This is a genomic window from Mesorhizobium sp. DCY119, from assembly GCF_003590645.1.
Taxonomy (GTDB): Bacteria; Pseudomonadota; Alphaproteobacteria; order Rhizobiales; family Rhizobiaceae; genus Mesorhizobium_M.
The window spans coordinates 1,732,331-1,755,188 of record NZ_CP031834.1 but is presented as its reverse complement, the minus strand read 5'-3'; the positions used below and the strand labels follow the sequence as shown (position 1 = coordinate 1,755,188).

The following is a 22,858-nucleotide window of genomic DNA, read 5'->3' as shown; positions in this document are numbered from 1 at the left end:
CCGGTCATGGCCAAATCTCCCGACAAGAAATCGCCGCGCGAAGCGGCCGCTCGTGACGACCGCCCCGCGAAGGGCGTGCGCCGCAGCGCGCTGACCGATTTCATGGATGCCGCCGAACCGCTGGAGCGCAAGGGCTTTTCCGAAGCGCCGCAAGCCGAGTTCACCGGCGCACCGCTTACCGGCTCAATTTCGGATTGGGCAGAGCAGATTTCGAAGGAGGCAGAGCGAATCTCCCCCCTCGAGGGGGGTGAGAAGCGGTCGGACGAAGGCCGAGGAAAAGCCAACGATTTGGCTTTTCCAGCGACGAACGCCCGGAGCCATAGCGAAGGGCAGGAGCCGCAGGCGACAGAGGGGGTCGGTACAGGAAGCGCTGGACGCAAAGGAGCGTCGAGCGCTGCCGCAACGACCCCACCCGGCCCTTCGGGCCACCCTCCCCTCAAGGGGGAGGGAAAGGCGCCCAAGCGCGTCCCCGAGCGCTCCTCCGCCCCCACCAAATCGGCGCGCGGCACCTCCATGGGCGGCGCAGCCACCGCCCGCGAACGTTCCGCAGCCGGCCTCAACCCCGTTGCCGGCCTCGACATCTCGCTGGAAGACGCCGAGAAAATGTCGGCGTCGGGCGGTGTTACCGCCACGGTCGCCGCACTCTCCGCCCTTATCGAATCCGGCAACCCGCTGCACAAGAACGGCGAGATGTGGATTCCCCACCGCCCTGCCCGCCCGGAAAAGTCCGAAGGCGGCGTGGCGATCAAGATGGTGTCCGACTTCGAGCCCGCAGGCGACCAGCCGACCGCGATCAAGGATCTGGTCGAAGGCGTTGGCAACAATGACCGCACGCAGGTTCTGCTCGGCGTCACCGGCTCCGGGAAAACCTTCACCATGGCCAAGGTGATCGAGGAGACGCAGCGCCCTGCCCTGATCCTCGCGCCCAACAAGACGCTGGCCGCCCAGCTCTATTCGGAGTTCAAGAAGTTCTTCCCCGAGAACGCGGTGGAGTATTTCGTCTCCTATTACGACTATTACCAGCCGGAAGCCTACGTTCCGCGCACCGACACGTTCATCGAGAAGGAATCCTCGATCAACGAGCAGATCGACCGCATGCGCCACTCGGCGACGCGCTCGCTGCTGGAACGCGACGACGTCATCATCGTCGCCTCCGTCTCCTGCATCTACGGTATCGGCTCGGTCGAGACCTACACCGCCATGACCTTCCAGATGACGGTCGGCGACCGCCTCGACCAGCGCGCGCTACTCGCCGACCTCGTCGCCCAGCAATACAAGCGCCAGGACATCAACTTCGTACGCGGCTCGTTCCGCGTACGCGGCGACACGATCGAAATCTTCCCGGCCCACTTGGAGGATTCCGCCTGGCGCATCTCGATGTTCGGCGACGAGATCGACAGCATTACCGAATTCGACCCGCTGACCGGCCACAAGACCGGCGATCTGAAAAGCGTAAAAATCTACGCCAATTCGCACTATGTCACGCCGCGCCCGACGCTCAACCAGGCGATCAAGTCGATCAAGGAAGAGCTTCAGGGCCGCCTGGTAGAACTGGAAAAGGCCGGCCGCCTGCTGGAAGCCCAACGGCTGGAGCAGCGCACCCGCTTCGACCTCGAAATGCTGGAGGCTACCGGCTCCTGCGCCGGCATCGAGAACTATTCGCGCTACCTCACCGGCCGCCGCCCCGGCGATCCGCCGCCGACGCTGTTCGAATACATCCCCGACAACGCGTTGGTCTTCGTCGACGAAAGCCACGTCACCATCCCGCAGATCGGCGGCATGTATCGCGGCGACTTTCGGCGCAAGGCGACGCTGGCCGAATACGGTTTTCGTCTCCCCTCCTGCATGGACAACCGCCCGCTGCGTTTCGAGGAATGGGACGCCATGCGCCCGCTTTCCGTCGCCGTTTCGGCCACGCCCGGCGGCTGGGAGATGGAGGAGGCCGGTGGCGTCTTCGCCGAGCAGGTCATCCGCCCGACCGGGCTGATCGACCCGCCGGTGGAAATCCGCCCGGCCAAGACCCAGGTCGACGATGTCGTCGGCGAAATCCGCGAGACCACCAAGGCCGGCTACCGCACCCTCGTCACCGTGCTGACCAAGCGCATGGCCGAAGACCTCACCGAATATCTGCACGAGAACGGCATCCGCGTGCGCTACATGCATTCCGACATCGACACGCTGGAGCGCATCGAGATTCTCCGCGACCTGCGCCTCGGCGCCTTCGACGTGCTGGTCGGCATCAACCTGCTGCGCGAAGGCCTCGACATTCCCGAATGCGGCTTCGTCGCCATCCTCGATGCCGACAAGGAAGGTTTCCTGCGCTCCGAAACCTCGCTCATCCAGACCATCGGCCGCGCCGCGCGCAACGTCGACGGCAAGGTCATTCTCTATGCCGATAACGTGACGGGCTCGATGGAGCGCGCCATGGCCGAGACCGCGCGCCGCCGCGAGAAGCAGGTCGCGTGGAACGAAGCCAACGGCATCACCCCCGAAAGCGTCAAGTCGCGCATCTCCGACATTCTGGATTCGGTCTACGAGAAAGACCATGTCCGCGCCGACATTTCGGACTTCGCCGCCGACGGCAACATGGTCGGAAACAACCTCAAGGCGCATCTGGAAGCGCTGGACAAGCAGATGCGCAACGCCGCCGCCGATCTCGACTTCGAGAAGGCCGCTCGCCTGCGCGACGAGATCAAGCGCCTGCGCGAAATGGAACTGGCCGTCTCCGACGATCCTCTGGCCAAATATGCCGACATGGAGAGCCCCGTCTCCGGCCGCGAAAAGGGCAAGCACAACAAGGGCCGTGCGATCCACCGGGCGGTGGACGACAATGCGCCCTCCCCGCAGGAAGAGCGCACCAAGCAGCGCGCCGCCTCGGGCCGGTCGCTCTTCGCCAAGCCCGAGCTTGACGAGATGGGCCGCGCCGGCGACCACACCACCCGCGCCGGCAAGACGCCGCCATCCAAGCCGCTCTTCGCCAAACCCTCGCTCGACGACATGGGACCCGGCACCGACGCGACGACACCCGCCGGCGCTGTATCGCGCTCGCTGTTCAAGAAGCAGTCCGCCCAGGAAGCCCACGGCGCCGACTACGGCCTGCCGGACGATGCCCACAAATCGCTGTTCAAGAAGAATTCGCTCGACGAAATGACCGTCCGCCGCACCGAAAAGCCGGTCGAAGGCATCAAGCCGGCGAAGCCGGATCTTCCTTCTCCCCGTTCACGGGGGTCCGAGGGACGGGCCGAGACCCGCGGCTCGGCCCCGGGTAGTGGCCCGGAGGGCCGGATGAGGGGCAGCGCCGACGCGGCCGATGACAACTCCCCCAAACCCATCAACCGCGAGCGCGCCGGCATAGGCTCCTACGAAGACCCCACTGATGCCCGCCGCCAGAAACGGCGTCCGGGCAAGACGGGCCGGCCTGGGCGGTAGCGGCATGGCAACCAAGTGGCGAGAACCGGGGATTTGGGTAGCGATGGCGATGGGCCTTAGCATTCTGGGCGTGATGTTCTTCGGCTGGAACGATCCGGTAGTTACTCAAGAGGCAGACTGCGGGAACGTGAAGGTTGCCGCCGCCGACAACCTCTGCAAACCAGCAGTCGCGACACCCTAGAACTAGAACCATCTCGGGTCGGCCGGGGCAATAAACGCATCGCCGGTTTTCATTCGCGCCAGCACCATTTCAGCGAGGATTTCCTATGACCCAAGACCCGTTGTTTGAGCGGCTTTGGGACGGCAGCGCCAAGATGGAGGAATGGACCGCCGCGGTTTCGCACGGCGCTATCACGCATGTCGCCGAGAACATCATTACGGTCCACACCACCTACTTCTGCGGCAGCGTGACGGCGATACGCACGTCCGAAGGGCTGGTCTTGATCGACACTGCCAAGCCGGACACGGCGAAGCAGACACTGGATGTCGTGCGCTCGTGGGACAACGGCCCGATCCACACCGTCATCTTCACCCACGGCCATATCGACCACACGAGCGGCATCACCATCATCGACGAGGAGGCCGAGGCAAGAGGCGTTTCGCGTCCCCGGATCATTGCCCATCGCAACGTGAAGCGGCGCATGGAGCGGTACGAGGCGTCGCATGGCTTCAACAGCATCGTGCAGGGCCAGCAGTTCAACATGCCGGGCTACGTCTATCCAATCGGCCAGCGCCGCCCCGATGAAGTCTATGACGACACCTTGTCGCTTACCGTCGGAGGAGAGCGGATCGAGCTCTTTCATGGCCGCGGGGAAACAGACGACGCCACATTCGTCTGGCTGCCCGAACGGCGCGTTCTGGCGAGCGGCGATTTCGTGATCTGGGTGTTTCCCAACGCCGGAAATCCCCGCAAGGTGCAGCGCTACGCGGCGGAATGGGCCGTCGCGCTCCGGCAGATGGAGCAGCTTCGGCCCGCGATCCTTATCCCCGGCCATGGCCCGGTGGTTTTTGGCGAAGAACGGGCCGCGCAGATACTGGCGGATGGCGCCGAAGCGCTCGAATATCTCGTGCGCGAGACGCTGGCGCTGATGAACAAGGGCGCCACGCTCGACGAGGTTCTTCAAGCGGTGAAGATGCCCGCTGAATTTCTCGCAAAACCCTACCTTCTTGCGAAATACGATGATCCGGAATTCCTGGTCCGAAGCATCTATCATTTTTACGCAGGCTGGTTCGACGGCAACCCGGCGCATCTCAAGCCGGCTCCGGCATCCGACCTCGCTTCGGAACTGGCCGGCCTCGTCGGCGGCGCAAGAAAACTGGCCGAACGGGCAGCAGCCTTGTCCGAGGCGGGACAATCCCGCCTCGCCGTGCAACTCGCCGAGTTCGCCAGCGCAGCCGCCCCCGAGGATCAGAGCATTCAGGCCATCCGCGCCAAGGTTCTGCAAAAGGCGATCGACGGCGAGAGCTCGCTCATGGGCAAGGCCTTCCTCGCCGTCTCCCAACGCGAAGCCGAGCAGCGATCTAAAGGCCGCCCTGTTCCAGCGCCATAAAGCTCTGGAACCCGCCAAAGATCATGCGCTTCCCGTCGAAGGGCATGTCGGTCATGAATTCGTTAAGGCGTGTGTCCGCCATCACCTTCTTGCTGATCGCATCCCGGTCCTCGCGTGAGGCATAGACGACCCATGAGAAGATGACGACCTCGTCGTCCTTGGCCTGCACGGCGCGCGGAAATGAGGTGAGCTCGCCATAGGGCACATCGTCGCCGATGCATTCCACATAGGCCAGCGCGCCATGCTCCATCCACACGTCACCCCCCACTTTTGCCATCGCCTTGTAGGCGTCGATTTTGCTCTTCGGCACGGCAAGCACGAACCCGTCGACATAAGACATTTTTCGATCTCCTCTGCGGTTTGACGTCCAAAGGACGTTTCAGCGAGGCCGATTCCGACATTGTTTCTTCATTTTTCCGCTTCCTCGCCAGCGAGCGAGGCGAAGACATGAAACAGCACGGTCTCGATCCTCCAAACTGATTGCTTTTTACAACCAGTAAAGCAATGCCATAACCGATTTTGTTTTGCAAGCAGTCTAGGAATTAAAAAGAACTGGTTTGCGCTCCATGCCGCTGCCAGTCCCGCTTGACACAGAGTCTTCCGCACAGGACCATTCCCGCCCATGGCACCATTCAAGGTCGATCCGGACAAGGTTCACACATTCGAGACTGCCGAGGCGTTCTATCGCTGGCTCGAACAGCATCACGACAGCGAAGACGAAGTCTGGATCAAGATTCACAAGGTGAATTCCGGCCTGAAATCCATCACGCCGATCGAGGCCATCCATGTCGTGCTGTGCTGGGGCTGGATCGATGCGATACGAAAGGGCCTCGACGAGAACAGCTTCCTGCAGCGCTACACGCGGCGCGGCAAGAAGAGCATCTGGAGCCAGATCAATGTCGACAACGTCGCCCGCCTGATCGAGGAAGGCCGCATGACCGCGCATGGCCTGCGCGAAGTCGAAGCCGCCAAGGCCGACGGGCGCTGGGACCGCGCCTACAAGAGCGGCAAGGACATGAAGATCCCCGATGATCTTCAGGCCGCGATCGATGCCGAACCGGAAGCCAAGGCGATGCTGGCAAAACTCAGCGCACAGAACCGCTTCGCGCTCGCCTTCCGCACCCACAACATGAAAACCGAAGCCGGCCGCAAGAAGAAGATCGCCGCCTTCGTCGACATGCTCAAACGCGGCGAAACGATCTACCCGCAACGGGAGAAGTAGCCCGGAAGCCCCGCCACCTTATGGCAGCAAAAAATCTCCCACCGCCTGTCGGTTTCCGTCCTCCCCGTTCGTCATAGTGTCAGCCGTCCGCGGCACAACCCGAACGACAGGAGATTTTCATGTCCGAAGCAACCGCCCAGACCCTCGAACAGCCGGCCCCGAAAGTGCTCGGCGGCCTCGTCGCCTATCTGCAGGTCGACGGCGCCATGAAGGTGGCCGAGTTCTACGCCAAGGCCTTCGACGCCAGGCAGGTCTTCGCCGTTCCGCCGGACGAGCAGGGCCGCACCATGCATGTCCATCTCTACATCAACGGCTCGTCGCTGATGCTGTGCGACGCCTATCCCGAGCATGGCCATCCGCATCAGGCGCCGCAGGGCTACACCATGCAGCTCCTGCTCGAAACCGACACCATCGACACCTGGTGGGACCGCGCGGTCAAGGCCGGCATGGAAGTGGTAGTGCCGCTCGACGTCATGTTCTGGGGCGACCGCTGGGGCCAGCTCCGCGACCCCTTCGGCATCCACTGGGCCATGAACGCACCGGTGAAGCAGGCCTGACGGGCTACTCTCGGCCCTCATCCTGAGCCCCGTTGTTCCCTCATCCTGAGCCTGTCGAAGGATGAGGGAAGACTGTGCCTCTCCGCAGTCATCCCGGAAACCGGAGCGAAGCGGAGGTTATCCGGGACCCGTTGGCCTGATCGTCGTCAAGCACGGCCCGGTCCTGATATTGACGCGCGTTCAGCACTGCCGAAGCTCTTCTCCGTTCCGGCATGGATCCCGGGTCTCCGCTTCGCTCCGCCCGGGATGACGAAGAGGGGGGTGTCGCCGCTAATCGCAAACGTTGTTGACTGCCGCACAGCAGGCGCGGCTACCGCGCCGGAGACGTAACTGCCGCGCGCCAGCGTTGACGATTAGCGAAGACCTAACATGCAGTTCGTCATCCCGGGCGCAGCATGAGCGAAGCGCATGCGGGGGTCGCTCTTGCGACGGATCCATGCCGGACCATTGATGACAGCTACAGCGGTGCAGAACCATCGAAGGTGAAGCTTGCGAAGGTGTGGAAAGATTTCCACCCAATTTCCCGCCAACCCATTGTTTCCATTCACCCCACACATCTTTTCACCCCCAATCTTTCCCCACCCCAAGACACCTCCCGCATAATCCCTCCCATCGCTCTTGCGGGACCGGGTTCTGGAACCGGGATCGGGGAGAGCGGCGGTGACCTCCCGCCCTGATGTGGTAGCCAGGAACCCGAGGGCCCGACACAGGCCGGCGTCCTGCGGCCGCATGCCCTGGCTGGAAGCTGCAGGTGAAAACTTGTGGCGGAAGGACCAAGGGTAGATCGCGCAGGATGCGGAGAACCCGCGGCGTCTTGTCCATGGAATGTACATGGAGCGGGCGTTGTGACCGGCCAACTTCGGGACAGACACCGAGCGGGGCGCGGAAGCTGCGCCACGTACTAAACATAGGAAGGCACGGCCATGCGCCCCGCTTCCCGATCTTTGACAATGGCCAGACGGTGAAAACCGGGCGTGGCGATGATGAAGTGTGCCAGCGTCCACCTCCCCCTTGAGGGGAGGTCGCGCACTGAGCGAAGCGAAGGAAGCGGGTGGGGTCCTTGCGGCAGCACTCGGCGCAAAAGAACGTCGAGCACTGCCGCAGCGACCCCACCCGGCCCTTCGGGCCACCCTCCCCTCGAGGGGGAGGGGAACGCCAACCCCCAACCCCAAAGGAGAACCCAATGTCCGAAATCACCAACCGCCCCTACCCCGACTACCGCATGATGGAGATCGAAAAGATCGTCGGCGAACTACCGGCAATGATCGCCGCGCTGTTTGCGCCGCGCGAGTGGCCGCGCAACGAGATGCTGGCGCTCCTGCATGCCATGGCGACCGATGCCGGCATCCCGGAAGAATGCGACGACGCCGCCTGCCGCCGCGGCGGCATCTGCCGGGCCGGGACGATCGGCGAGCAAGGCCCACCCTGCGGCGCGCATTGGCCGGACGCTCTGGTGCAGAGGTTCGAGGCCGTATGCGAGGGCATGGCCCTGTCCTGGATACTGGAGGAACGCCGCGCGGCAAGCGCCCGCGAGGCACTGGTGCCGGCGCAGCCTGCACAGCCCAGGCGCGCAGGGAAGCAGGCCGTTCGCGCAGTGCGTTAACCTTACAGCGATGTTACGAAACGTGAGGAGAACACTCCGCTTAACACACCGTTAAACTGGGCCTGTCGCATCATGCTTGCCGAAAGCCGATCCCGGCCTTCGGCAAACATGACGCGCAGATTCGAGCACCTTCAGCGTGGCCTGCCTTCAGATGGGCGTGCGGCGCTGTGACGATATAGTCGGAGACGCTTTTTTCATGACGAAATTCCCGCCCACCGCCTTTGCCCTCATTCTGTCGGCAGCAGCCGGCTTTGCTGCCACGAGCACCGCAATGTCGCCGCCTCCGAGCATAGAAGACGACATCCAGGCAATTCCGGTCGGCGGTTGCCATTCCGACATCCGCACACATGACGTGTCGGAACGGGCGCGCTCGGCGCGGCACTTTCATCGCGTTTCCGATTGTGACCCGACACCAGTCGAACGAAGCCTTTCTCCCAATGTTCGGCGGGCCGAATGACATCGCGTCAACAGCGCCTGATGACGGGAACGAAGAGGGCCATCGATCGCACCCTGCCGGTCATGTCCGGCAGGGCATATGCAGTGAGCCGTCCCTCAGCAGGGGCCGTTCTGGTCGACGATGCGGTAGTCGGCCGCGCGTGCTTCGCAGGAATTGCCGAAGGTGCGGGTGCTGCCGCGCCGTGTCGCGCAGACCGGCCTGTATTCCTGGGTGCAGAAGGTCTGCTCAGGTTCCGGCCTCGGCGGGCGCGTGCCCGGACCCGGATATTCGGGACGCGGTGGGCGTGTACCCGGGTACTCTGGACGAGGCGGACGCGGGCCCGGCCCCATGCCACCGCCGCCATCGTCGCCACGGCACTGGCCGTCGCGGATCACGCGGAAGCCGGCGCGGTCGGCTTCGCAGGCATTCGGGAAGGACTGGCGCTCACCACCCCTGCGAGCGCACACCGGCTGGTATTCGCGGGTGCAGAAGCGAGGGCCCGGCTCCGGGCGCGGGCCAGGATACGGCCCCGGGCCGGGACCCGGCCCTTCGACCACGGTACAGGCCGAAAGCATGGCCGCGCCGACGATCGCCGCGCCGCGGCGCGAAAACAATGTCGCAAAGAAATTCATGACCTCTCCCTTGGCCCCATCCGCCAAAGCAACGCTTGCCGCTGCTTTTCGATCCTCGCAACTTTGCCGCTAAATGCAATCCCCGGCGTTGCGGGATTCCGTGCATGGGACTGATTTCGTTATGCTTTGCAAAGCCCCTGTTTTTCCGCCCCGTACCGGCATCTTGCAAGGATCACGTTTCCGTGCAATAAATTTTGCGTTCGGGCGTTTGCTGACCCGGAGACTGGAACGTTTTGCACGAGCCCTTTCCCCGACACTGTGAATCTCTGACAGCCCCGTTCATTGGCGGGGGGTTTTGCCATGCGCCAATGCATGACCGCCAAGCAGCCACCAACCCGGCCTCCGGCGCCAGACGGAAGACCGGGACTGACCAACGAAACGGGTGAAGGAGTTCTCCCAATGTCCCAGAGCGGAACTGTAAAATTCTTCAACGCAACCAAAGGTTTTGGTTTCATCACGCCTGACGGCGGCGCCAAGGACGTGTTCGTCCACATCTCCGCCATCGAAGCGTCCGGCCTGCGCACGCTGGTCGACGGCCAGAAGGTCACCTTCGACGTCGAGCCGGACCGCATGGGCAAGGGCCCCAAGGCGGTAAACCTCAGCGCGGCCTGAGCCTTTCTGCCATCCCGGCGATGGCATTCCAGCTTTTTTGAAAAAGGCGGGACCTCGCGGTCTCGCCTTTTTTGTCCGCAATTGTCGCCGGACAAAACTCCGCGTGCGATTCGACCCGCCGCCGGGCCGCAAAAACTTTTGCTTGCCCCAACCGCTAAAATAATGGAGAAATTTCGACTTCGGGCATTTGCCGGCCCGGAGACTGGAATGGCCTGCACCGGGAGGGTTGCTGCAAGGCACTCCTGGCTGGATCGCGAAACGAGAGGGCCTCGGCAGAGCCCCGGCGCGATAAACTGTTTCTTCTCCTCCTGTAAGCGTCCGACAGCATGGGATTCGTCCCGGCTGAACTGGACTATGAGGGGATAATAAGGAGTTTCCCATGCCGCAGACCGGCACTGTCAAATTCTTCAACCATGCCAAAGGCTTCGGCTTCATCACGCCGGACGATGGCGCGAAGGATGTCTTCGTCCACATCTCGGCGGTACAGGCCTCAGGCCTTCCCGGTCTCGAAGATGGGCAGAAAGTTACATTCGACACCGAGCCGGACAAGCGCGGCAAGGGTCCCAAGGCGGTCAATCTGACGGTCGGTTGAGGCCCGTCAGCCTGTGCTGGGGCTCCAGCCCTCGCAGGCGCCTGACGCCGTCGGCATTGCCCGTACGGCGGCTCCACAAGGTTTGAATGTCCTGGCCGTGAGGCCGGGACAATAAGGCAAAGCGGCCCGTATTTGCCTGACATGGCGCATTCGCTGCCAGATTCACCGAAAAGCGGAAAACCTTAACTAAGACATAAAAGCCGTTCAGCCTGCATTCAGGTGCGGTGCCCTATTTCTCGTCTCAACGCTTGGCCCGCCCCAGAAATCGGGCTCGCGTGAAGGAGACCAAAATGAATCGCTTTCTCAAGACCGCCATCCTTGGCACCGCTGTGGTCGCAACCACGCTGACAGCCTTTTCGGCGGCAAATGCAGACGATCGCTGGCGTTATCATCACCGCAACCACGGTGGCGACGCACTCGCGGCCGGCGTGCTCGGTCTGGCGGTCGGCGCACTGGCTGTCGGCGCGCTGAATACACCGCCGCCCCCGCCGCGCTACCGCTATTATGAGCCCGACTACCGCTACGCCGAGCCGGACTACACCTATGTCGAGCCGCGCCGCGTCTATCGCGAGCGTCCCCGCCGGGTCTACGTTCAGGAATACGCAGCACCGCTGGAGCCCTGGTCGCCAGCCTGGTACCGCTACTGCGAGGGCCGCTACCGCACCTTCGACGCGCGGTCAGGCACCTATGTCGGCTATGACGGCCAGGAACACTTCTGCAACGCCGGCTGATCCCAGCCGCAAGCGACAATAAAACGGCTCCCCGTGCAATCGCATGGGGAGCCGTTGGCATTTTGGTACCGCAGTTCCAGTTCTTGTCAGAGAACCACGACAGCCGCGCCGACCGGCACCCGCTCATAAAGGTCTGCGACATGCTCATTGACCAGCCGGATGCAGCCGTTTGAGACCGCCGTCCCGATCGTCCAGGGCTCCGTCGTGCCATGGATGCGATAATAGGTGTCGCGGCCGTTGCGATAGAGATAGAGCGCCCGCGCACCGAGTGGATTGCCAGGCCCGCCGGGGACGCCGTTGGAGTACTTGGCGTATTTGTCAGGCTGGCGCTTGATCATGTTAGCGGTCGGCGTCCAGCTCGGCCATTTCGCCTTGCGGGCAACCTCGGCCTTGCCCGACCAGGCAAGCCCTGCGCGTCCCACGCCGACGCCGTAACGGCGCGCCACGCCGAACCCCTCGACCAGATAGAGGAACCTGTTTCGCGGATCGACAACGACGGTGCCGATCGGATAGCCGCTCGGAAAATCGACCAGTTGCGGCATGAATTTGGGATCGATTGCGAATTGCTTTTTCGGCTTTGCAGCCAGTGCCGCTTCTGGTGCAAGTGCGCTGGCCGCCAAGCCAAGCATGAAAACACGACGATTGAACATTGTCTTACCCCTTCGAAGACCTGGATCACGAATTTGATTTGATGATCAGCAGCTTCGAAGGTTCGGCGGCTTGTCTGAAACCGGCCATATGGCGGCAACCGCAGGTGAATCGTCCAACGGACGCGCCAGAGGTACCGCCGGAACCGCGGCTTCGTCCGGCTCGTCGACAATATGGGTCATGTCTATCTTGCAGAACGTCTTGCGCGGCGGACGGCCTTCCTGCTCATCGCCGTCCGTTTGGCCGTCCGATAGAACAGCCTCCGCGAGCTGCGCCTTCGCGCATGGCCGTGCCGATTCATGGGGCGAAGCGGAAAATGCAATGCGACCCGCTGCGCCGGCATGCATCGTCATGACCAGCGCCACGACGAAACCCACAACGCATCGCAGCAGCATGTTACCCATGCTTCGTACTATCGATGAAAACCCTGTCCGACTGGTTAGCGCTCGATCAAAAAGACGTGAATGGCAGTCAAATCAGCGGCTTGGCTTGTCCCGAAGTCAATCGCCCGGAGTGTGCGGATCGGCGAGCGCTGCATCGGGTCGGCTGATCGGCACCAGCGTGCGCGACGTCTTCTTGGCGAGTTCCTTGGCGCCGTTGCGCTGCAGGATGGCCCGGAAGCTCGGATGCATGCCACCATCCGAATAGGCATGAACGGCAACCGGCGTGCTGGTGGTCATCGCCGTCTCCATGGCGCGCATCTCGGCGTCACGCTTGGCGAGCAGGGCCGGCTCTTCCATCGTCGTCATGGGCGGGCAGGCAGCCAGTGGATCGGCAGGCTCGCCGCCCTCGAACTGCGCGTCGAAGACATAGCGGCGTCCGCAGGCGGAAATCGTCGGCTGGCGGCGCGACACTTCGAAAATATCGTAGCCTTCCTTGAGGTTCTTCCAGAACTCGATGTTTGGATCGCTGCGGTACTTTGCCATATTCTGCGCCGTCATACGGAACGGAAAGGCCTGGACCTGGAAGGATGTCTGTCCGCCCTTCAGCGCCTCGCGGGCGACGGCGTAGATTTCGGCGACGCCATCGTCGGTCATGGCGTAACAGCCCGACGACGAGCAGGCGCCATGCACCATCAGCGCCTCGCCAGTATAGCCGAGTGCGCTTTCAAGCCGGTTCGGGAAACCGAGATTGAATGACAGGTAATATTGCGATTTCGGATTAAGCATCGACACCGAGATGGTGTAAAAACCTTCGGGCGCCTGACGGTCTCCATTCCGCACCTTCGGCCCGAGCTTCCCGGACCAGCGGCACATCGGATAAGTCTTCAGCAGCGCGTAGCGACCGCTGCGCGTACGCTTCCAGATCTCCAGTTCGCTTTCCTGCTTGAAGATGCGCACCAGGATCGGATCCGACGGCTTCATCTGCTTGGCATTCATCTGGCCCATCAGCTTGGCCGGTATCGGCTGGATCGCTCTCTTGTCGACGTCGAGCACACTCGAAACGCAGCCCGAAAGGACTGCCGAGAGCACCACCATCGCCAAAAGAATCGCAAATCTACGCAGCAAATCCAACCCGATCCGTCCAAGGAAACCCGTCACCCAGCCCCGACCTGCCACAATTGTGTGGCAGAACTGCGGGCATGGCGGTTCATAACATCGCTGCCATTCTTGGTCAGCATGATTAACGAAGAGTTGATGGCGGTCAGCCCTGCACCCGTTTCTCTCCTGCATTGAGCAGGCGCAACGCATTGCCGACGACCAACAGTGAAGCGCCGACATCGGCAGCGATCGCGCCCCACATCGTGGCGATGCCGAATGCGGTCAAGGCCACGAACAGCGCCTTGACGCCCAGCGCAAACACAATGTTCTGGCGGATGATCGACATCGCCCGCCTCGAGTGACGTATCAGCCACGGCACCTTGGAGAGATCGTCCGTCATCAGCGCGATATCCGCCGTTTCGATCGCCGCATCGCTGCCGATCGCACCCATCGCAATGCCGAAATGCGCGCGCGCCATGGCCGGCGCGTCGTTGACGCCGTCGCCGATCATGGCAACCATCGCATGGCGCTTGGTCAGCGCGTCGATCGCCTCGACCTTCTGCTCGGGCAACAATTCCGCCCGCACCGTGTCGATGCCGACAGCCTGCGCAACCGCGTTTGCGGCGGCGCGGTTGTCGCCGGTCAGCATGACGACTTCTTTCACGCCCTCGGCGCGAAGCGCCGACAGGATCGCCTTTGCTTCCGGCCGGATCGTGTCGGCAAGTGCGATGATCCCGCAAAGATGCTCGTCATTGCCGATGACGACCGTTGTCGCCCCGGCACTTTCCAGCTCAGCAATTCGCGCCGCAACCGCATCGTCCGCCTGCCCGCGCTCCACCACATAGCGCCAGGAGCCCAGCCAGTAGGTCTTGCCATTGAACGAACCTTGCACGCCCTTGCCCGGCAGAAGCTTCACGTCCTCGGCAGCAACCGCCTTGACCTGCTTTGCAGCGAGATATTGCGTGACGGCCTGCGCCAGCGGATGCGAACTTCTCGCTTCGAGCGCGCCGGCCCGTTGCAGCAACTCTTCCTCGGAATGGCCGGAAAGCGGAATGACGCGCGTCACCTGCGGCTCGCCCTTCGTCAGCGTGCCGGTCTTGTCCATGGCGAGCGCCGTGAGCTTGGCCGGCAGTTCGATGAAAGTGCCGCCCTTGATGAGCACGCCGTTGCGCGCCGCGGAAGCCAAAGCAGCCACGATGGAGACCGGCGTCGAGATGACCAGCGCGCAGGGGCAGGCAATGACCAGCAGCACCAGCGCATTGTAGAACCACGCGCCCCATGCCCCGCCAAACAACAGTGGTGGCACCACGAAAACCAGCAGCGCCAGCACCATGACAGCGGGCGTGTAAACGCGCGCGAAACGCTCGACCCACTGCTCCACAGCGGCGCGGCGGCTGTGCGCATCGGACACCATGCGGATGATGCGCGCCAGCGTCGTGTCGGTGGCCGCCTTGGTGGATTCGACTTCGAGCAGACCGTCGCCATTGATGGTGCCGGCGAACACCTCGTCGCCTATCTCTTTCGAAACCGGAATGCTCTCGCCGGTGATCGGCGCCTGATTGACGGCACTCGTGCCCGAGACAATGCGCCCGTCGAGCGCGATGCGATCGCCGCCGCGGACGATGAAGCGGCTGCCGACAGCAACCTCGGCTGCCTTCACTTCGCGCTCGCCATTGGCGTCCTTGACCCGCACCACCGGCGGTGCCAGATCGAGCAACGCCGAGACGGCGTTTCGCGCCCGCCCGACGCTCCAGCTTTCGAGCAGCAGCGACAGCGCAAACAGAAAGGCGACGGTTGCCGCCTCGAACCATTCGCCGATGATCAGCGCGCCGGCTACCGCGACCATCATCAGCAGGTTCATGTCGGGCGACAGGCGTTTCAGCGAATACCATGCCTTGATAGCGACAAAGCGCGCGCCGGTGATGACCGACAGCAGCAGTGCCGCCTGCTCGGCCAGCGGCGTGCCAGCGGTGTGATGACCGCCCATGATTTCCAGGAAAGACTGACCCGGCGACGTCGCGACATGCACGGCAAAGCCGGCGAGCAGGAAGATGCCGCTGAGAGTGGTGAAAAGCTTCTGTTCGCCAAGCCGCGCATCCTTGGCCGGCGGTGCGCCCTCCTGCCACGGTTCGGCCTTCAAGCCGGTCGCAGCCACCGCCGAGACGATCGCGGCATCTCGCACCGAACCGGCGCTGTCGAGAATGGTCATGCGGCCGTTGAGCACGTCGAAGGCAAGGTGCCTGTCACCGCCAACAACCGGCCCAACCGCCGTCTTCAGCGTTGCCACTTCCTCGGCACAATCCATGCCGAAGACCCGAAAGCTGCGTCCCGAGGCCTTCTGCGCCGCAGTCGGCGCTTCCGGCAACGGACCGTGATCGTGGTCATGATCATGCTTGTGGTCATGGCTATGGGAATGCCCATGGTCATCGTGCTTGTGCGAATGTTCGATAATTTTCGCATGCCCGGAATGGTCATGACCGCAGCAGGACGCAGGTTCAGCGGCGTGAGAGTGGGTAGTTTTCCGGGCAGACATGGTTCGGCTCCTGTTCATTCAGAAGCGGCGTAACATCTATAGCAACTAGAGCTACAAGAGGCTTTTTGCCATTTTTTCATGTTTTCACTTCCGGCACTCAGATCTGCGCCGTGTGCTTGACCTGAGCTAGGAAAGGCTCCACATCTCCAGAGACTAGAGCTATTTAGGGAGTCAAAAATGCTGACCATCGGCGACCTGTCGCGCAGAACCGGCGTGAAAATTCCGACCATCCGCTACTATGAGCAGATGGGGTTGATTGCGGCCGCCGAGCGTTCCGAAGGCAACCAGCGCCGCTATACGCGCGAGGAACGGGACCGCCTCTCCTTCATCCGCCACGCCCGCGACCTCGGCCTGACCATCGAGGCGATCCGCGAACTGATCGAGCTAAGCGCCCACCCCGAGCAGCCCTGCGCCGAGGCCGACCGCATCGCTGCCGAGCAACTGCTGGCGGTGCGCGCAAAGATCGAGAAGCTGAAGCGGCTCGAAAGCGAACTGGAGCGCATCACAAGCCATTGCCACGGCGACCAGGTCAAGGATTGCTACGTCATCCAGGCGCTGGCGAACCACGATCTTTGCGAGCATGAGCATTAGAGCTCTAGAGTGTCTCTGGTTTCAGGTCAGTGCTGCCCCTCACCTGCCTGCCGGCATCCTCTCCCCCGTATAGTGACGGGGAGAGGATGGCTGGCCGCAACGTTGCCGTTTCTTCCTTCTCCCCGTTTACGGGGAGAAGGTGGCCCAAGGGTCGGATGAGGGGCAGCGCCAACCTCTCAGCATCAATCTCTACCGCCGAAACAAAATCTCGCCCGTCCCGAACACCGCATTATCGCCGCCGAACTTACCCGGCGCCTTGCCGAGCAGCGGCCGCTTCAAGATACCGTCCGTCACCAGATAGCGATCCATGACCGACGCAAAGCTGCTGTCAGGCGCACCGCATTCCACAAAACTCGGCGACAGCTCTGCGGGCTCGCGATCAAGCAGGATCGAACCGCGCCGCATGAGATAGCCCGGCAATCCCCCGACACCGCCAGTGACGACCAGCGTCCCGGCAATCATCCGCGCCCCGGCATACTCGCCGCAGCCTTTCAACACCGCCGCCACGCCGCGCCTCATCCGGTCGCCGGCAAAAGCGCCTGCGCGTCCGCGCACGATCACCATGCCGCCATTCATGCCGGCGAGTTCGCCGGCCAGCGGCCCGCCGAGATGATCGCCGGCATTGATCGTGATCTCCAGCCGCCCGCCGCGCATGCATGAGCCGGCGTGAGAGCCGGTATTTCCCTCGATCGTCAGCAAGCCGCCGCGCATCTGCCGCCCCGCCTGCGCGCCGGCATCGCCCACGACGCGGATCGTGCCGTCAACAAGCCCGGTGCCGACACGATCAAACCGCTCACTGCCACCTTCGAAAACGATGCTCTTCAGATCGCTGCCCGAAACCTTGAACAGATCACCGACCGTCAGCGCACGCTTCGACATGCCGAGCCGGATCTTGCCGATCTCGCCCTTGTCGATGCCGGCGAGCTTTTCAGGCGTCAGCGGCGATAGATCGAGCCGTTCCGGCGGCGTTTCGCGAAGGGTGAAGGTCAGCGCTTTCACGGCAGCAAATCCTTCAAATGATAGTGGAACTTGCCGAGCTTGCCGCCGTAATTGCCGGCGCTGATGCGCGCGGCACCCTTGGCCGGCCCGAGCTTCGTGACCGCACCCAGCCCGGCCTTCATCGCGGCAGCCACGGCATCGCTGGTTTGCCCGTCGATGACGATCTCCAGCACCGCATTGATGCCGGGATCGAGCTCGCTCTTCACCACGCCGCGCAAGGTTGGCGCGAAAGCGTCGTTGGTCGAGGCGGTCATGCCCTTGTATTTGCCGCCGACCTTGGAGCCGGAACGCACGACGCCGCCGGGAAACGGCATGATCGCACCCGGCACCTTCTCGATTGCCGCAACCGCTGCTTCCGCAGCCGCGAGTGCCTTGGCATTGCTTTCGGCAAGCAGCAGCAGATTGCCGCCGCCGACGGCCTCCTTGGTCAGGCCGGTCGTCGCCTCGCACAGGAACTCACCATCCATCACCGGCACGCGCCAGTAATGCCTGCCGCCGAACTTCTTCGACACCTGCCAGCCGTCACCGAAATAGCGCAGCGCCGAACCGAGCTTAAGGTCCGCCGTGCCTTTCAGGTCGGCAAAGCAGGCGCTGCCCGGCGAGGTCAGCACGCATTGGCCGAGCCGGTTCTGCAGCTGCTTCTGCAATTCGTCTGTGCTGACGGCAAAGATCATTACCCGGCAGCCTGGCCGACCGTCCGGCGTCTGCGAAGCCGGAAGCTCGACATCGATCGCCGCCTCGCAGCCGCAGCCGATGACCGAGGTGGCGAAGCCGGTCATCGAGATCGCCGCCTGCCGCGCCCATTTGCGGTTCGGCCCGGTGATGATGATGGCGGTCGCGCGCATGCCGAAGGCTTCCGCGAAGGTGTCGTCGATCGCCACGCCGTTGACTATCAAGCGTTGCATGACACCTCGCCGAACGGTTCATCGCGCCGGATGGCGGAATCGGGAAAATCGAACCAGTCGAGCGACAGGCCGTAGCGGTCCTGATGATAGGCCTCCAGCCGCCGCACCATCGCCTTGTCCGGTGGCGGGTTGAGCCGCAGCGCCCTGCCCCAGCGATAATTCTTGATCGCCCCATCCTCGACCACCACCTCGCCATTCTTGATGACGAAGGCGGCCTCGCGGAACATCTGCGCGATATCCTTGCCCTTGCGATAGACCGCGACGTCGGCCAGCGCGCCGGCGCCGAGATGGCCGCGATCCTTCAAGCCAAGCAGCTTGGCGGGTGCCGCCCGCGTCATGATGGCGATTTCTTCGAAGGTATATTCGCGGTCGATCGAGCCGAGCGTGGTGAGGGCCAACGCCTTTTGCGAAAGGTTGGCCGCCGCAGCATTGCGGGCATCGCGGCTCATCAGCAGCGCAAACAGATCGGGATAGGCGGTGAACGGCGCGCCGTTGGGGTGGTCCGTGGTGAAGAACACGCGCCATGGATCGTTGATCAGGAGAAAAAGCTCAAGCCCGATTGCCCACTGGACCGAGCCATAGAAATCGTCTCGGTAGCGATAGGGCACGATGCCGCCGCCATTACCGTCGCCGTCGAAGATAACCGTCTTCTTCGGGCTCGCCGTGCCGCGCGAGGTGAACTGCCGCATCACGTCCGACGAGATCGTCACCGTCTGGCCGAACATCACCTGCCCGATGTCGATGGTCACTTCCGACGTCGAATTCACCAGCTCGGCAAGCCGCGCGCCCTCCGACGAGAAGCGGCGCTTGCCCTCGGTGCCGTAGCCATAGAATTGCAGATGGGCCAGATGCAGCGGCACACCCTCGGCGGCGGCAATCGTTGCGGCAGCGGTGTCCGCCGCACCCGGCGCGCCAAGGTTGTTGCAATGGACGTGCAGCGGATGCGGAATGCCGAGCTTGGTCACAGCCGCCTGCAGCGTCTTGACGATCTTGCGCGAGCTGACGCCGTAGGACGGCACGACATCGTCCAGCGAGAAGGTACGCACATTTTCCTTGAAGGCCGCGGCCGCCCCGGCATTGATGACCTTGACGCCCAGCGCCCGGCTCGACGAAACCGTCCAGGCGACGTAATCCTCAATCATCTGCGACGACGCCTTGTCGCGGATCATCGACAGCAGGAAGTCGTCATTGCCCAGGATCGCCAGCGTCGCCTTGTCGATGATCGGGATATCGGCGAGCTCAAGATGCGTATGCAAGGCGCTGCCGGGCGACATCGCCGGCTCAACCACGGTCGTGAACCCCATCTTGGCGTAGAGGCAGCCCGTCTGGAAGGTCGACCATCCCGCATTGGAAAGCGGGGTTTCCGCAGGCCGCGGCGCGTGCGCCGCGTGATGCTCGGGCAACAGCAGGCGCGCCGTGTTCACATTGCCGCCGCCTATATGCGAATGGATGTCGATAGCCCCGGCCATGACGACGCAGCCGGCGGCATCGATGGTCCGGTCGGCCCGCCTGCCGGTGGGGGCCTCGACGATCGTCTCATCTTCGATCCACAGATCGCCCTTGCCGAGCCGTCCGTTGACGGGATCGACGATCTCGCCGCCCTTGATCCGCGTCAGCATGGCAGCGCCTTTCCGTCAGGCAGGTGTTCGGCAATCAGCCGCAGGACCGTGGCGGCGTCGGGCAAATCAGTCGCGGCTTGCGCCTTGACGGCGGCCAGCGTGCCGACCCGGCTCGACCAGGCAACGGCATCGTGGTCGATACCCGGTTCGCCGATGGAAATAGTGACTGCCGCACCGGCGATGGGCTTCTTGCTCTTCGCCAATGCGATCAAGGAAACCCCTTTCGCGGCCACTATTCGATCCTTTGCCGATATCAAGACATGCAGATCAGCCTCACCTGCCGCAATCATCCGCGCCACGTCGAAGCACCACGGATCGAACTCGGGCATCCCGCGCGCAAAACCGGTGCGCATGGGAAACCCGGTCATCCAGGTCGAGGCGAGCGTGCTGCCCCAGCCGCTTTCGCTTGCGGGAAGATGAAGCGCCGAGGCGCGCGACTTGCGGTTGATGTCGGCAATCAGCCCCTGCAGCATGTCCAGCCCGGGCAGATCGAGCGACTGACCGCAAAACAGGAAGACGGGGAACTTTGCCTCAGCCAGTGCCTTTGCAAAGCGCTCGAAATTCGACACCGGCTTGGCCACCCCGCGCCCGGCGCATTGAGCCCGAAGTGCCGCCAGCGTGGCGTCGATGCCTGCACCCGCCACGGCAAGCCGCATCGGCTTGACCTTGCTGAGATATGGAGCCTTGGTTTCGGCTCCGATCAGGAAAAACTGTCGGGAAGCACCGCCGCCAAGATCGGGCGCCGTGCTTGCGAGTTCCGCGACGAACTCGTGGTGATGGGCAGGCAGGCTGCCTGCGATGACGACGACATCGGCCCGTCGCCGCGTTTCGCCGGGTGCGGTGAACATACCGCCTTTGTCGGTGAACAGCGCGGTCTCCCGCGCCAGCGCTTCACCGCCGATATGGTCATAGGCCGCACCGACGCGCTCGGCGAGCGCGATCGCCGCGCGCGTGCCATGCACATCCGTATCGAAACTGAAAACCGGACTGAGACTGGACACCAAAAGCCCGGCGGCATGCTTTGCCGCCTGCGCTACAGGCACATCCCGGTCGCCGATCCACGCAACCGCCATGCAATGCTTACTTTCTGGTGCCGATCAGACTGTAGCTAAAAATAATTCGAGCGCAAACCCCACTCGAGACAACCGGGTGCGGACGTTTTGCCGCGCCGTCAGTCGTATTTGACGTAAGCGAAGCGCTGGTCGGTGGCCGGCGTGCCTTCCAGCGCCCCGCCTTCCTTGGCCGGCTGCCACTGCACGACATCCTCGATCTTCCGGGCGAGTTCGAAATCCTTGTCGGTGATGCCCTTTGCCGCATGGTTCATCAGCTTCACTTCGACAAAGGCATAGGACGCTGCAATGTCGGGATGATGCCAGGCGGCCTCGGCCAGATGGCCGACTGTGTTGATCACCATCAGCGTCGATTTCCAGCTGTGCGTCTTGTACTTTCGCCTGATCCAGCCGTTTTCGTAGCGCCAGTTCGGCAGGTCCTTCTTCAGCCGTTCGGTAACCTCAGCTTCGGAGTAAACCCGCTCTTTCGCGGCTTTTCCGTCATCGTCGCTCATTGCCGTCTCCACCTGTTGCACAGAACGCCGTTGCTTCTCCGTGCGCGGAAAGAGCAGAGATATCCTCTCCCCCCGCTTGCTCCATCGATGAAAGCAGTTATCATGATGGCGGGCACCTAAACTTCTGTGATGCATGTATGATGCACCCACATGGGGGCAGATGTCTAATTCCGTAACGATAAAGGTGCCGGCGCGACTGCATCTCGGATTCCTCGATCTGAGCGGCGAAGCCGTACGGCGCTTCGGCAGCCTTGGGCTGCCCCTGAGCGAGCCGGAAATGGTGCTGACGCTTTCGCGCGCCGCCGAGACAATCGTCGAGGGGCCGGACGGCGCTCGCGCGGCCGAGCATCTGGCGACACTCTCCCGGCATCTCGGCTTACGATCGCACCATCGGCTTTCGATCGAGCAGGCCATACCGCGCCATGCCGGCCTCGGCTCCGGCACGCAGATCGCCATCGCCGTAGCGGCCGCCTTGCGCACGCTGCATCGCCTGCCGCTGGAAACCGGCACCGACGCGATCCTTCTCGGCCGCGGCGAGCGCTCCGGCATAGGCATCGCCAGCTTCGAAAGCGGCGGCCTGATCATCGATGCCGGCAAGGACGACAGCGGCAAGCAGCCGCCGGTGATCGCCCGCCTGCCCTTCCCGGACGACTGGCGCGTGCTGCTGATCCTGGATTCGCACCTGAATGGCATTCACGGCGCAGAAGAGATCGAGGCGTTCCGTGCGCTGCCGCCCTTCCCTACAGTGAGTGCCGGCGAGATCTGCCGCCATGTGCTGATGGGCGTCATGCCGGCAATGATCGAGCACAATCTCGCAGCCTTCGGCACCGCCATAACCGCGATCCAATCCACCATCGGTGCCTACTTCGCGCCGGCACAGGGCGGGGTCTTCACCAGCAAAAGGGTGGAGGCCGTTGCGAACAGGTTGGCAGAAGCCGGTGCCGTCGGAATTGGCCAGAGTTCGTGGGGGCCGACAGGTTTTGCCTTTGCGCCATCGCAGGACGCCGCCGAAGCGATGGTGCGTGCCGCTGCCGGAACAGCCGAAACCGGCGTGGAGATAAAGATTGTCCGGGGCCGCAATTCGGGCGCGGAGATCGCGCCATCAGAACTCGACCTCGTTGGGAGTTGAGACGTCGAAGGGCACCACCCGAAAC

23 protein-coding genes are annotated in these 22,858 nt (G+C 63.1%); 12 read left to right on the top strand and 11 right to left on the bottom strand.

Features of this window, described 5'->3' with window-relative positions:
- The first annotated feature begins 6 nt into the window (after positions 1-6).
- From uvrB to DZG07_RS08500, 3 genes are all read left to right on the top strand, one after another.
- Positions 7-3,429, top strand: coding sequence for an excinuclease ABC subunit UvrB (uvrB, locus tag DZG07_RS08505; protein WP_245429605.1), 3,423 nt, complete (start codon positions 7-9; stop codon positions 3,427-3,429).
- Between the two features lie 4 nt (positions 3,430-3,433).
- Complete coding sequence (locus DZG07_RS23780; RefSeq protein WP_162931580.1) at positions 3,434-3,610, top strand: hypothetical protein; 177 nt, start codon at positions 3,434-3,436, stop codon at positions 3,608-3,610.
- An 85-nt stretch (positions 3,611-3,695) separates the two neighbouring features.
- The gene (locus DZG07_RS08500; RefSeq protein WP_119815955.1) at positions 3,696-4,979 is read left to right on the top strand and encodes an alkyl sulfatase dimerization domain-containing protein; all 1,284 of its coding nucleotides are present in this window, start codon (positions 3,696-3,698) and stop codon (positions 4,977-4,979) included.
- Here the strand turns inward: DZG07_RS08500 and DZG07_RS08495 are convergent.
- Positions 4,951-5,319, bottom strand: a complete 369-nt coding sequence (locus tag DZG07_RS08495) for a DUF1428 family protein (RefSeq protein WP_091913299.1) — start codon at positions 5,317-5,319, stop codon at positions 4,951-4,953. The two genes, DZG07_RS08500 and DZG07_RS08495, sit on opposite strands and share 29 nt — an antisense overlap.
- Before the next feature lie 282 nt (positions 5,320-5,601).
- On the opposite strand from DZG07_RS08495, the gene DZG07_RS08490 reads away from it, so the two are divergent.
- From DZG07_RS08490 to DZG07_RS08475, 4 genes are all read left to right on the top strand, one after another.
- Positions 5,602-6,201: a YdeI/OmpD-associated family protein gene (locus DZG07_RS08490; RefSeq protein WP_119815952.1), complete on the top strand. Its 600-nt coding sequence runs from the start codon at positions 5,602-5,604 to the stop codon at positions 6,199-6,201.
- Between the two features lie 119 nt (positions 6,202-6,320).
- Positions 6,321-6,758 carry a glyoxalase/bleomycin resistance/extradiol dioxygenase family protein gene (locus DZG07_RS08485; protein ID WP_119815949.1) on the top strand — a complete coding sequence of 146 codons (438 nt, stop codon included), beginning with the start codon at positions 6,321-6,323 and terminating at the stop codon, positions 6,756-6,758.
- A 1,183-nt stretch (positions 6,759-7,941) separates the two neighbouring features.
- Entirely contained in the window at positions 7,942-8,361 is a 420-nt protein-coding gene (locus DZG07_RS08480) for a hypothetical protein (protein ID WP_119920258.1), read from the top strand.
- Positions 8,362-8,557: 196 nt separating this feature from the next.
- Positions 8,558-8,818 (top strand): hypothetical protein, encoded by a 261-nt coding sequence (locus tag DZG07_RS08475; RefSeq protein WP_119920257.1) that lies wholly within the window; start codon positions 8,558-8,560, stop codon positions 8,816-8,818.
- Between the two features lie 95 nt (positions 8,819-8,913).
- On the opposite strand, the gene DZG07_RS08470 is transcribed toward DZG07_RS08475, so the two are convergent.
- Entirely contained in the window at positions 8,914-9,429 is a 516-nt protein-coding gene (locus tag DZG07_RS08470) for a Kazal-type serine protease inhibitor (protein ID WP_091913309.1), read from the bottom strand.
- A 399-nt stretch (positions 9,430-9,828) separates the two neighbouring features.
- On the opposite strand from DZG07_RS08470, the gene DZG07_RS08465 reads away from it, so the two are divergent.
- From DZG07_RS08465 to DZG07_RS08455, 3 genes are all read left to right on the top strand, one after another.
- The gene (locus DZG07_RS08465) at positions 9,829-10,041 is read left to right on the top strand and encodes a cold-shock protein (protein WP_008835623.1); all 213 of its coding nucleotides are present in this window, start codon (positions 9,829-9,831) and stop codon (positions 10,039-10,041) included.
- Positions 10,042-10,420: 379 nt separating this feature from the next.
- Complete coding sequence (locus DZG07_RS08460; RefSeq protein ID WP_024925394.1) at positions 10,421-10,633, top strand: cold-shock protein; 213 nt, start codon at positions 10,421-10,423, stop codon at positions 10,631-10,633.
- A gap of 290 nt (positions 10,634-10,923) precedes the next feature.
- Positions 10,924-11,364: a BA14K family protein gene (locus tag DZG07_RS08455; RefSeq protein WP_091913311.1), complete on the top strand. Its 441-nt coding sequence runs from the start codon at positions 10,924-10,926 to the stop codon at positions 11,362-11,364.
- Between the two features lie 86 nt (positions 11,365-11,450).
- On the opposite strand, the gene DZG07_RS08450 is transcribed toward DZG07_RS08455, so the two are convergent.
- From DZG07_RS08450 to DZG07_RS08435, 4 genes are all read right to left on the bottom strand, one after another.
- Entirely contained in the window at positions 11,451-11,993 is a 543-nt protein-coding gene (locus DZG07_RS08450; RefSeq protein ID WP_091913405.1) for a L,D-transpeptidase, read from the bottom strand.
- Between the two features lie 66 nt (positions 11,994-12,059).
- Positions 12,060-12,407: a hypothetical protein gene (locus tag DZG07_RS08445; protein WP_119815939.1), complete on the bottom strand. Its 348-nt coding sequence runs from the start codon at positions 12,405-12,407 to the stop codon at positions 12,060-12,062.
- Between the two features lie 105 nt (positions 12,408-12,512).
- On the bottom strand, positions 12,513-13,490 hold the full coding sequence (locus DZG07_RS08440; RefSeq protein ID WP_119815936.1) for a murein L,D-transpeptidase family protein: 978 nt from the start codon (positions 13,488-13,490) through the stop codon (positions 12,513-12,515).
- 166 nt (positions 13,491-13,656) lie between these two features.
- A complete protein-coding gene (locus DZG07_RS08435) occupies positions 13,657-15,858 on the bottom strand; it encodes a heavy metal translocating P-type ATPase (RefSeq protein ID WP_245429604.1) in 2,202 nt (733 codons plus the stop codon).
- A gap of 345 nt (positions 15,859-16,203) precedes the next feature.
- On the opposite strand from DZG07_RS08435, the gene DZG07_RS08430 reads away from it, so the two are divergent.
- Positions 16,204-16,617 (top strand): helix-turn-helix domain-containing protein, encoded by a 414-nt coding sequence (locus DZG07_RS08430; protein ID WP_119815930.1) that lies wholly within the window; start codon positions 16,204-16,206, stop codon positions 16,615-16,617.
- 189 nt (positions 16,618-16,806) lie between these two features.
- Here the strand turns inward: DZG07_RS08430 and DZG07_RS08425 are convergent, their stop codons facing one another.
- The 5 genes from DZG07_RS08425 to DZG07_RS08405 form a co-directional block, all read right to left on the bottom strand.
- Positions 16,807-17,616: a formylmethanofuran dehydrogenase subunit C gene (locus DZG07_RS08425; RefSeq protein WP_119815927.1), complete on the bottom strand. Its 810-nt coding sequence runs from the start codon at positions 17,614-17,616 to the stop codon at positions 16,807-16,809.
- A complete protein-coding gene (gene fhcD, locus DZG07_RS08420; RefSeq protein ID WP_119815924.1) occupies positions 17,613-18,521 on the bottom strand; it encodes a formylmethanofuran--tetrahydromethanopterin N-formyltransferase in 909 nt (302 codons plus the stop codon). The genes DZG07_RS08425 and fhcD overlap by 4 nt, the downstream gene beginning before the upstream one ends.
- The gene (locus DZG07_RS08415; RefSeq protein ID WP_119815921.1) at positions 18,509-20,140 is read right to left on the bottom strand and encodes a formylmethanofuran dehydrogenase subunit A; all 1,632 of its coding nucleotides are present in this window, start codon (positions 20,138-20,140) and stop codon (positions 18,509-18,511) included. The genes fhcD and DZG07_RS08415 overlap by 13 nt, the downstream gene beginning before the upstream one ends.
- Positions 20,134-21,213, bottom strand: a complete 1,080-nt coding sequence (locus DZG07_RS08410) for a tungsten formylmethanofuran dehydrogenase (RefSeq protein WP_119815918.1) — start codon at positions 21,211-21,213, stop codon at positions 20,134-20,136. Before DZG07_RS08410 ends, DZG07_RS08415 begins: the two co-directional genes overlap by 7 nt.
- A 98-nt stretch (positions 21,214-21,311) precedes the next feature.
- A complete protein-coding gene (locus tag DZG07_RS08405; RefSeq protein ID WP_119815915.1) occupies positions 21,312-21,704 on the bottom strand; it encodes a 4a-hydroxytetrahydrobiopterin dehydratase in 393 nt (130 codons plus the stop codon).
- A gap of 160 nt (positions 21,705-21,864) precedes the next feature.
- On the opposite strand from DZG07_RS08405, the gene DZG07_RS08400 reads away from it, so the two are divergent.
- Complete coding sequence (locus DZG07_RS08400) at positions 21,865-22,833, top strand: beta-ribofuranosylaminobenzene 5'-phosphate synthase family protein (RefSeq protein WP_119821524.1); 969 nt, start codon at positions 21,865-21,867, stop codon at positions 22,831-22,833.
- Positions 22,834-22,858 lie beyond the last annotated feature (25 nt).

Bases quoted from the DNA above. Each gene is read 5' to 3' on its own strand.
- uvrB (WP_245429605.1), top strand. From the start codon at position 7: ATGGCCAAATCTCCCGACAAGAAATCGCCGCGCGAAGCGGCCGCTCGT.
- DZG07_RS23780 (WP_162931580.1), top strand. From the start codon at position 3,434: ATGGCAACCAAGTGGCGAGAACCGGGGATTTGGGTAGCGATGGCGATG.
- DZG07_RS08500 (WP_119815955.1), top strand. From the start codon at position 3,696: ATGACCCAAGACCCGTTGTTTGAGCGGCTTTGGGACGGCAGCGCCAAG.
- DZG07_RS08495 (WP_091913299.1), bottom strand. From the start codon at position 5,319: ATGTCTTATGTCGACGGGTTCGTGCTTGCCGTGCCGAAGAGCAAAATC.
- DZG07_RS08490 (WP_119815952.1), top strand. From the start codon at position 5,602: ATGGCACCATTCAAGGTCGATCCGGACAAGGTTCACACATTCGAGACT.
- DZG07_RS08485 (WP_119815949.1), top strand. From the start codon at position 6,321: ATGTCCGAAGCAACCGCCCAGACCCTCGAACAGCCGGCCCCGAAAGTG.
- DZG07_RS08480 (WP_119920258.1), top strand. From the start codon at position 7,942: ATGTCCGAAATCACCAACCGCCCCTACCCCGACTACCGCATGATGGAG.
- DZG07_RS08475 (WP_119920257.1), top strand. From the start codon at position 8,558: ATGACGAAATTCCCGCCCACCGCCTTTGCCCTCATTCTGTCGGCAGCA.
- DZG07_RS08470 (WP_091913309.1), bottom strand. From the start codon at position 9,429: ATGAATTTCTTTGCGACATTGTTTTCGCGCCGCGGCGCGGCGATCGTC.
- DZG07_RS08465 (WP_008835623.1), top strand. From the start codon at position 9,829: ATGTCCCAGAGCGGAACTGTAAAATTCTTCAACGCAACCAAAGGTTTT.
- DZG07_RS08460 (WP_024925394.1), top strand. From the start codon at position 10,421: ATGCCGCAGACCGGCACTGTCAAATTCTTCAACCATGCCAAAGGCTTC.
- DZG07_RS08455 (WP_091913311.1), top strand. From the start codon at position 10,924: ATGAATCGCTTTCTCAAGACCGCCATCCTTGGCACCGCTGTGGTCGCA.
- DZG07_RS08450 (WP_091913405.1), bottom strand. From the start codon at position 11,993: ATGCTTGGCTTGGCGGCCAGCGCACTTGCACCAGAAGCGGCACTGGCT.
- DZG07_RS08445 (WP_119815939.1), bottom strand. From the start codon at position 12,407: ATGCTGCTGCGATGCGTTGTGGGTTTCGTCGTGGCGCTGGTCATGACG.
- DZG07_RS08440 (WP_119815936.1), bottom strand. From the start codon at position 13,490: ATGGTGGTGCTCTCGGCAGTCCTTTCGGGCTGCGTTTCGAGTGTGCTC.
- DZG07_RS08430 (WP_119815930.1), top strand. From the start codon at position 16,204: ATGCTGACCATCGGCGACCTGTCGCGCAGAACCGGCGTGAAAATTCCG.
- fhcD (WP_119815924.1), bottom strand. From the start codon at position 18,521: ATGCAACGCTTGATAGTCAACGGCGTGGCGATCGACGACACCTTCGCG.
- DZG07_RS08415 (WP_119815921.1), bottom strand. From the start codon at position 20,140: ATGCTGACGCGGATCAAGGGCGGCGAGATCGTCGATCCCGTCAACGGA.
- DZG07_RS08410 (WP_119815918.1), bottom strand. From the start codon at position 21,213: ATGGCGGTTGCGTGGATCGGCGACCGGGATGTGCCTGTAGCGCAGGCG.
- DZG07_RS08405 (WP_119815915.1), bottom strand. From the start codon at position 21,704: ATGAGCGACGATGACGGAAAAGCCGCGAAAGAGCGGGTTTACTCCGAA.
- DZG07_RS08400 (WP_119821524.1), top strand. From the start codon at position 21,865: ATGTCTAATTCCGTAACGATAAAGGTGCCGGCGCGACTGCATCTCGGA.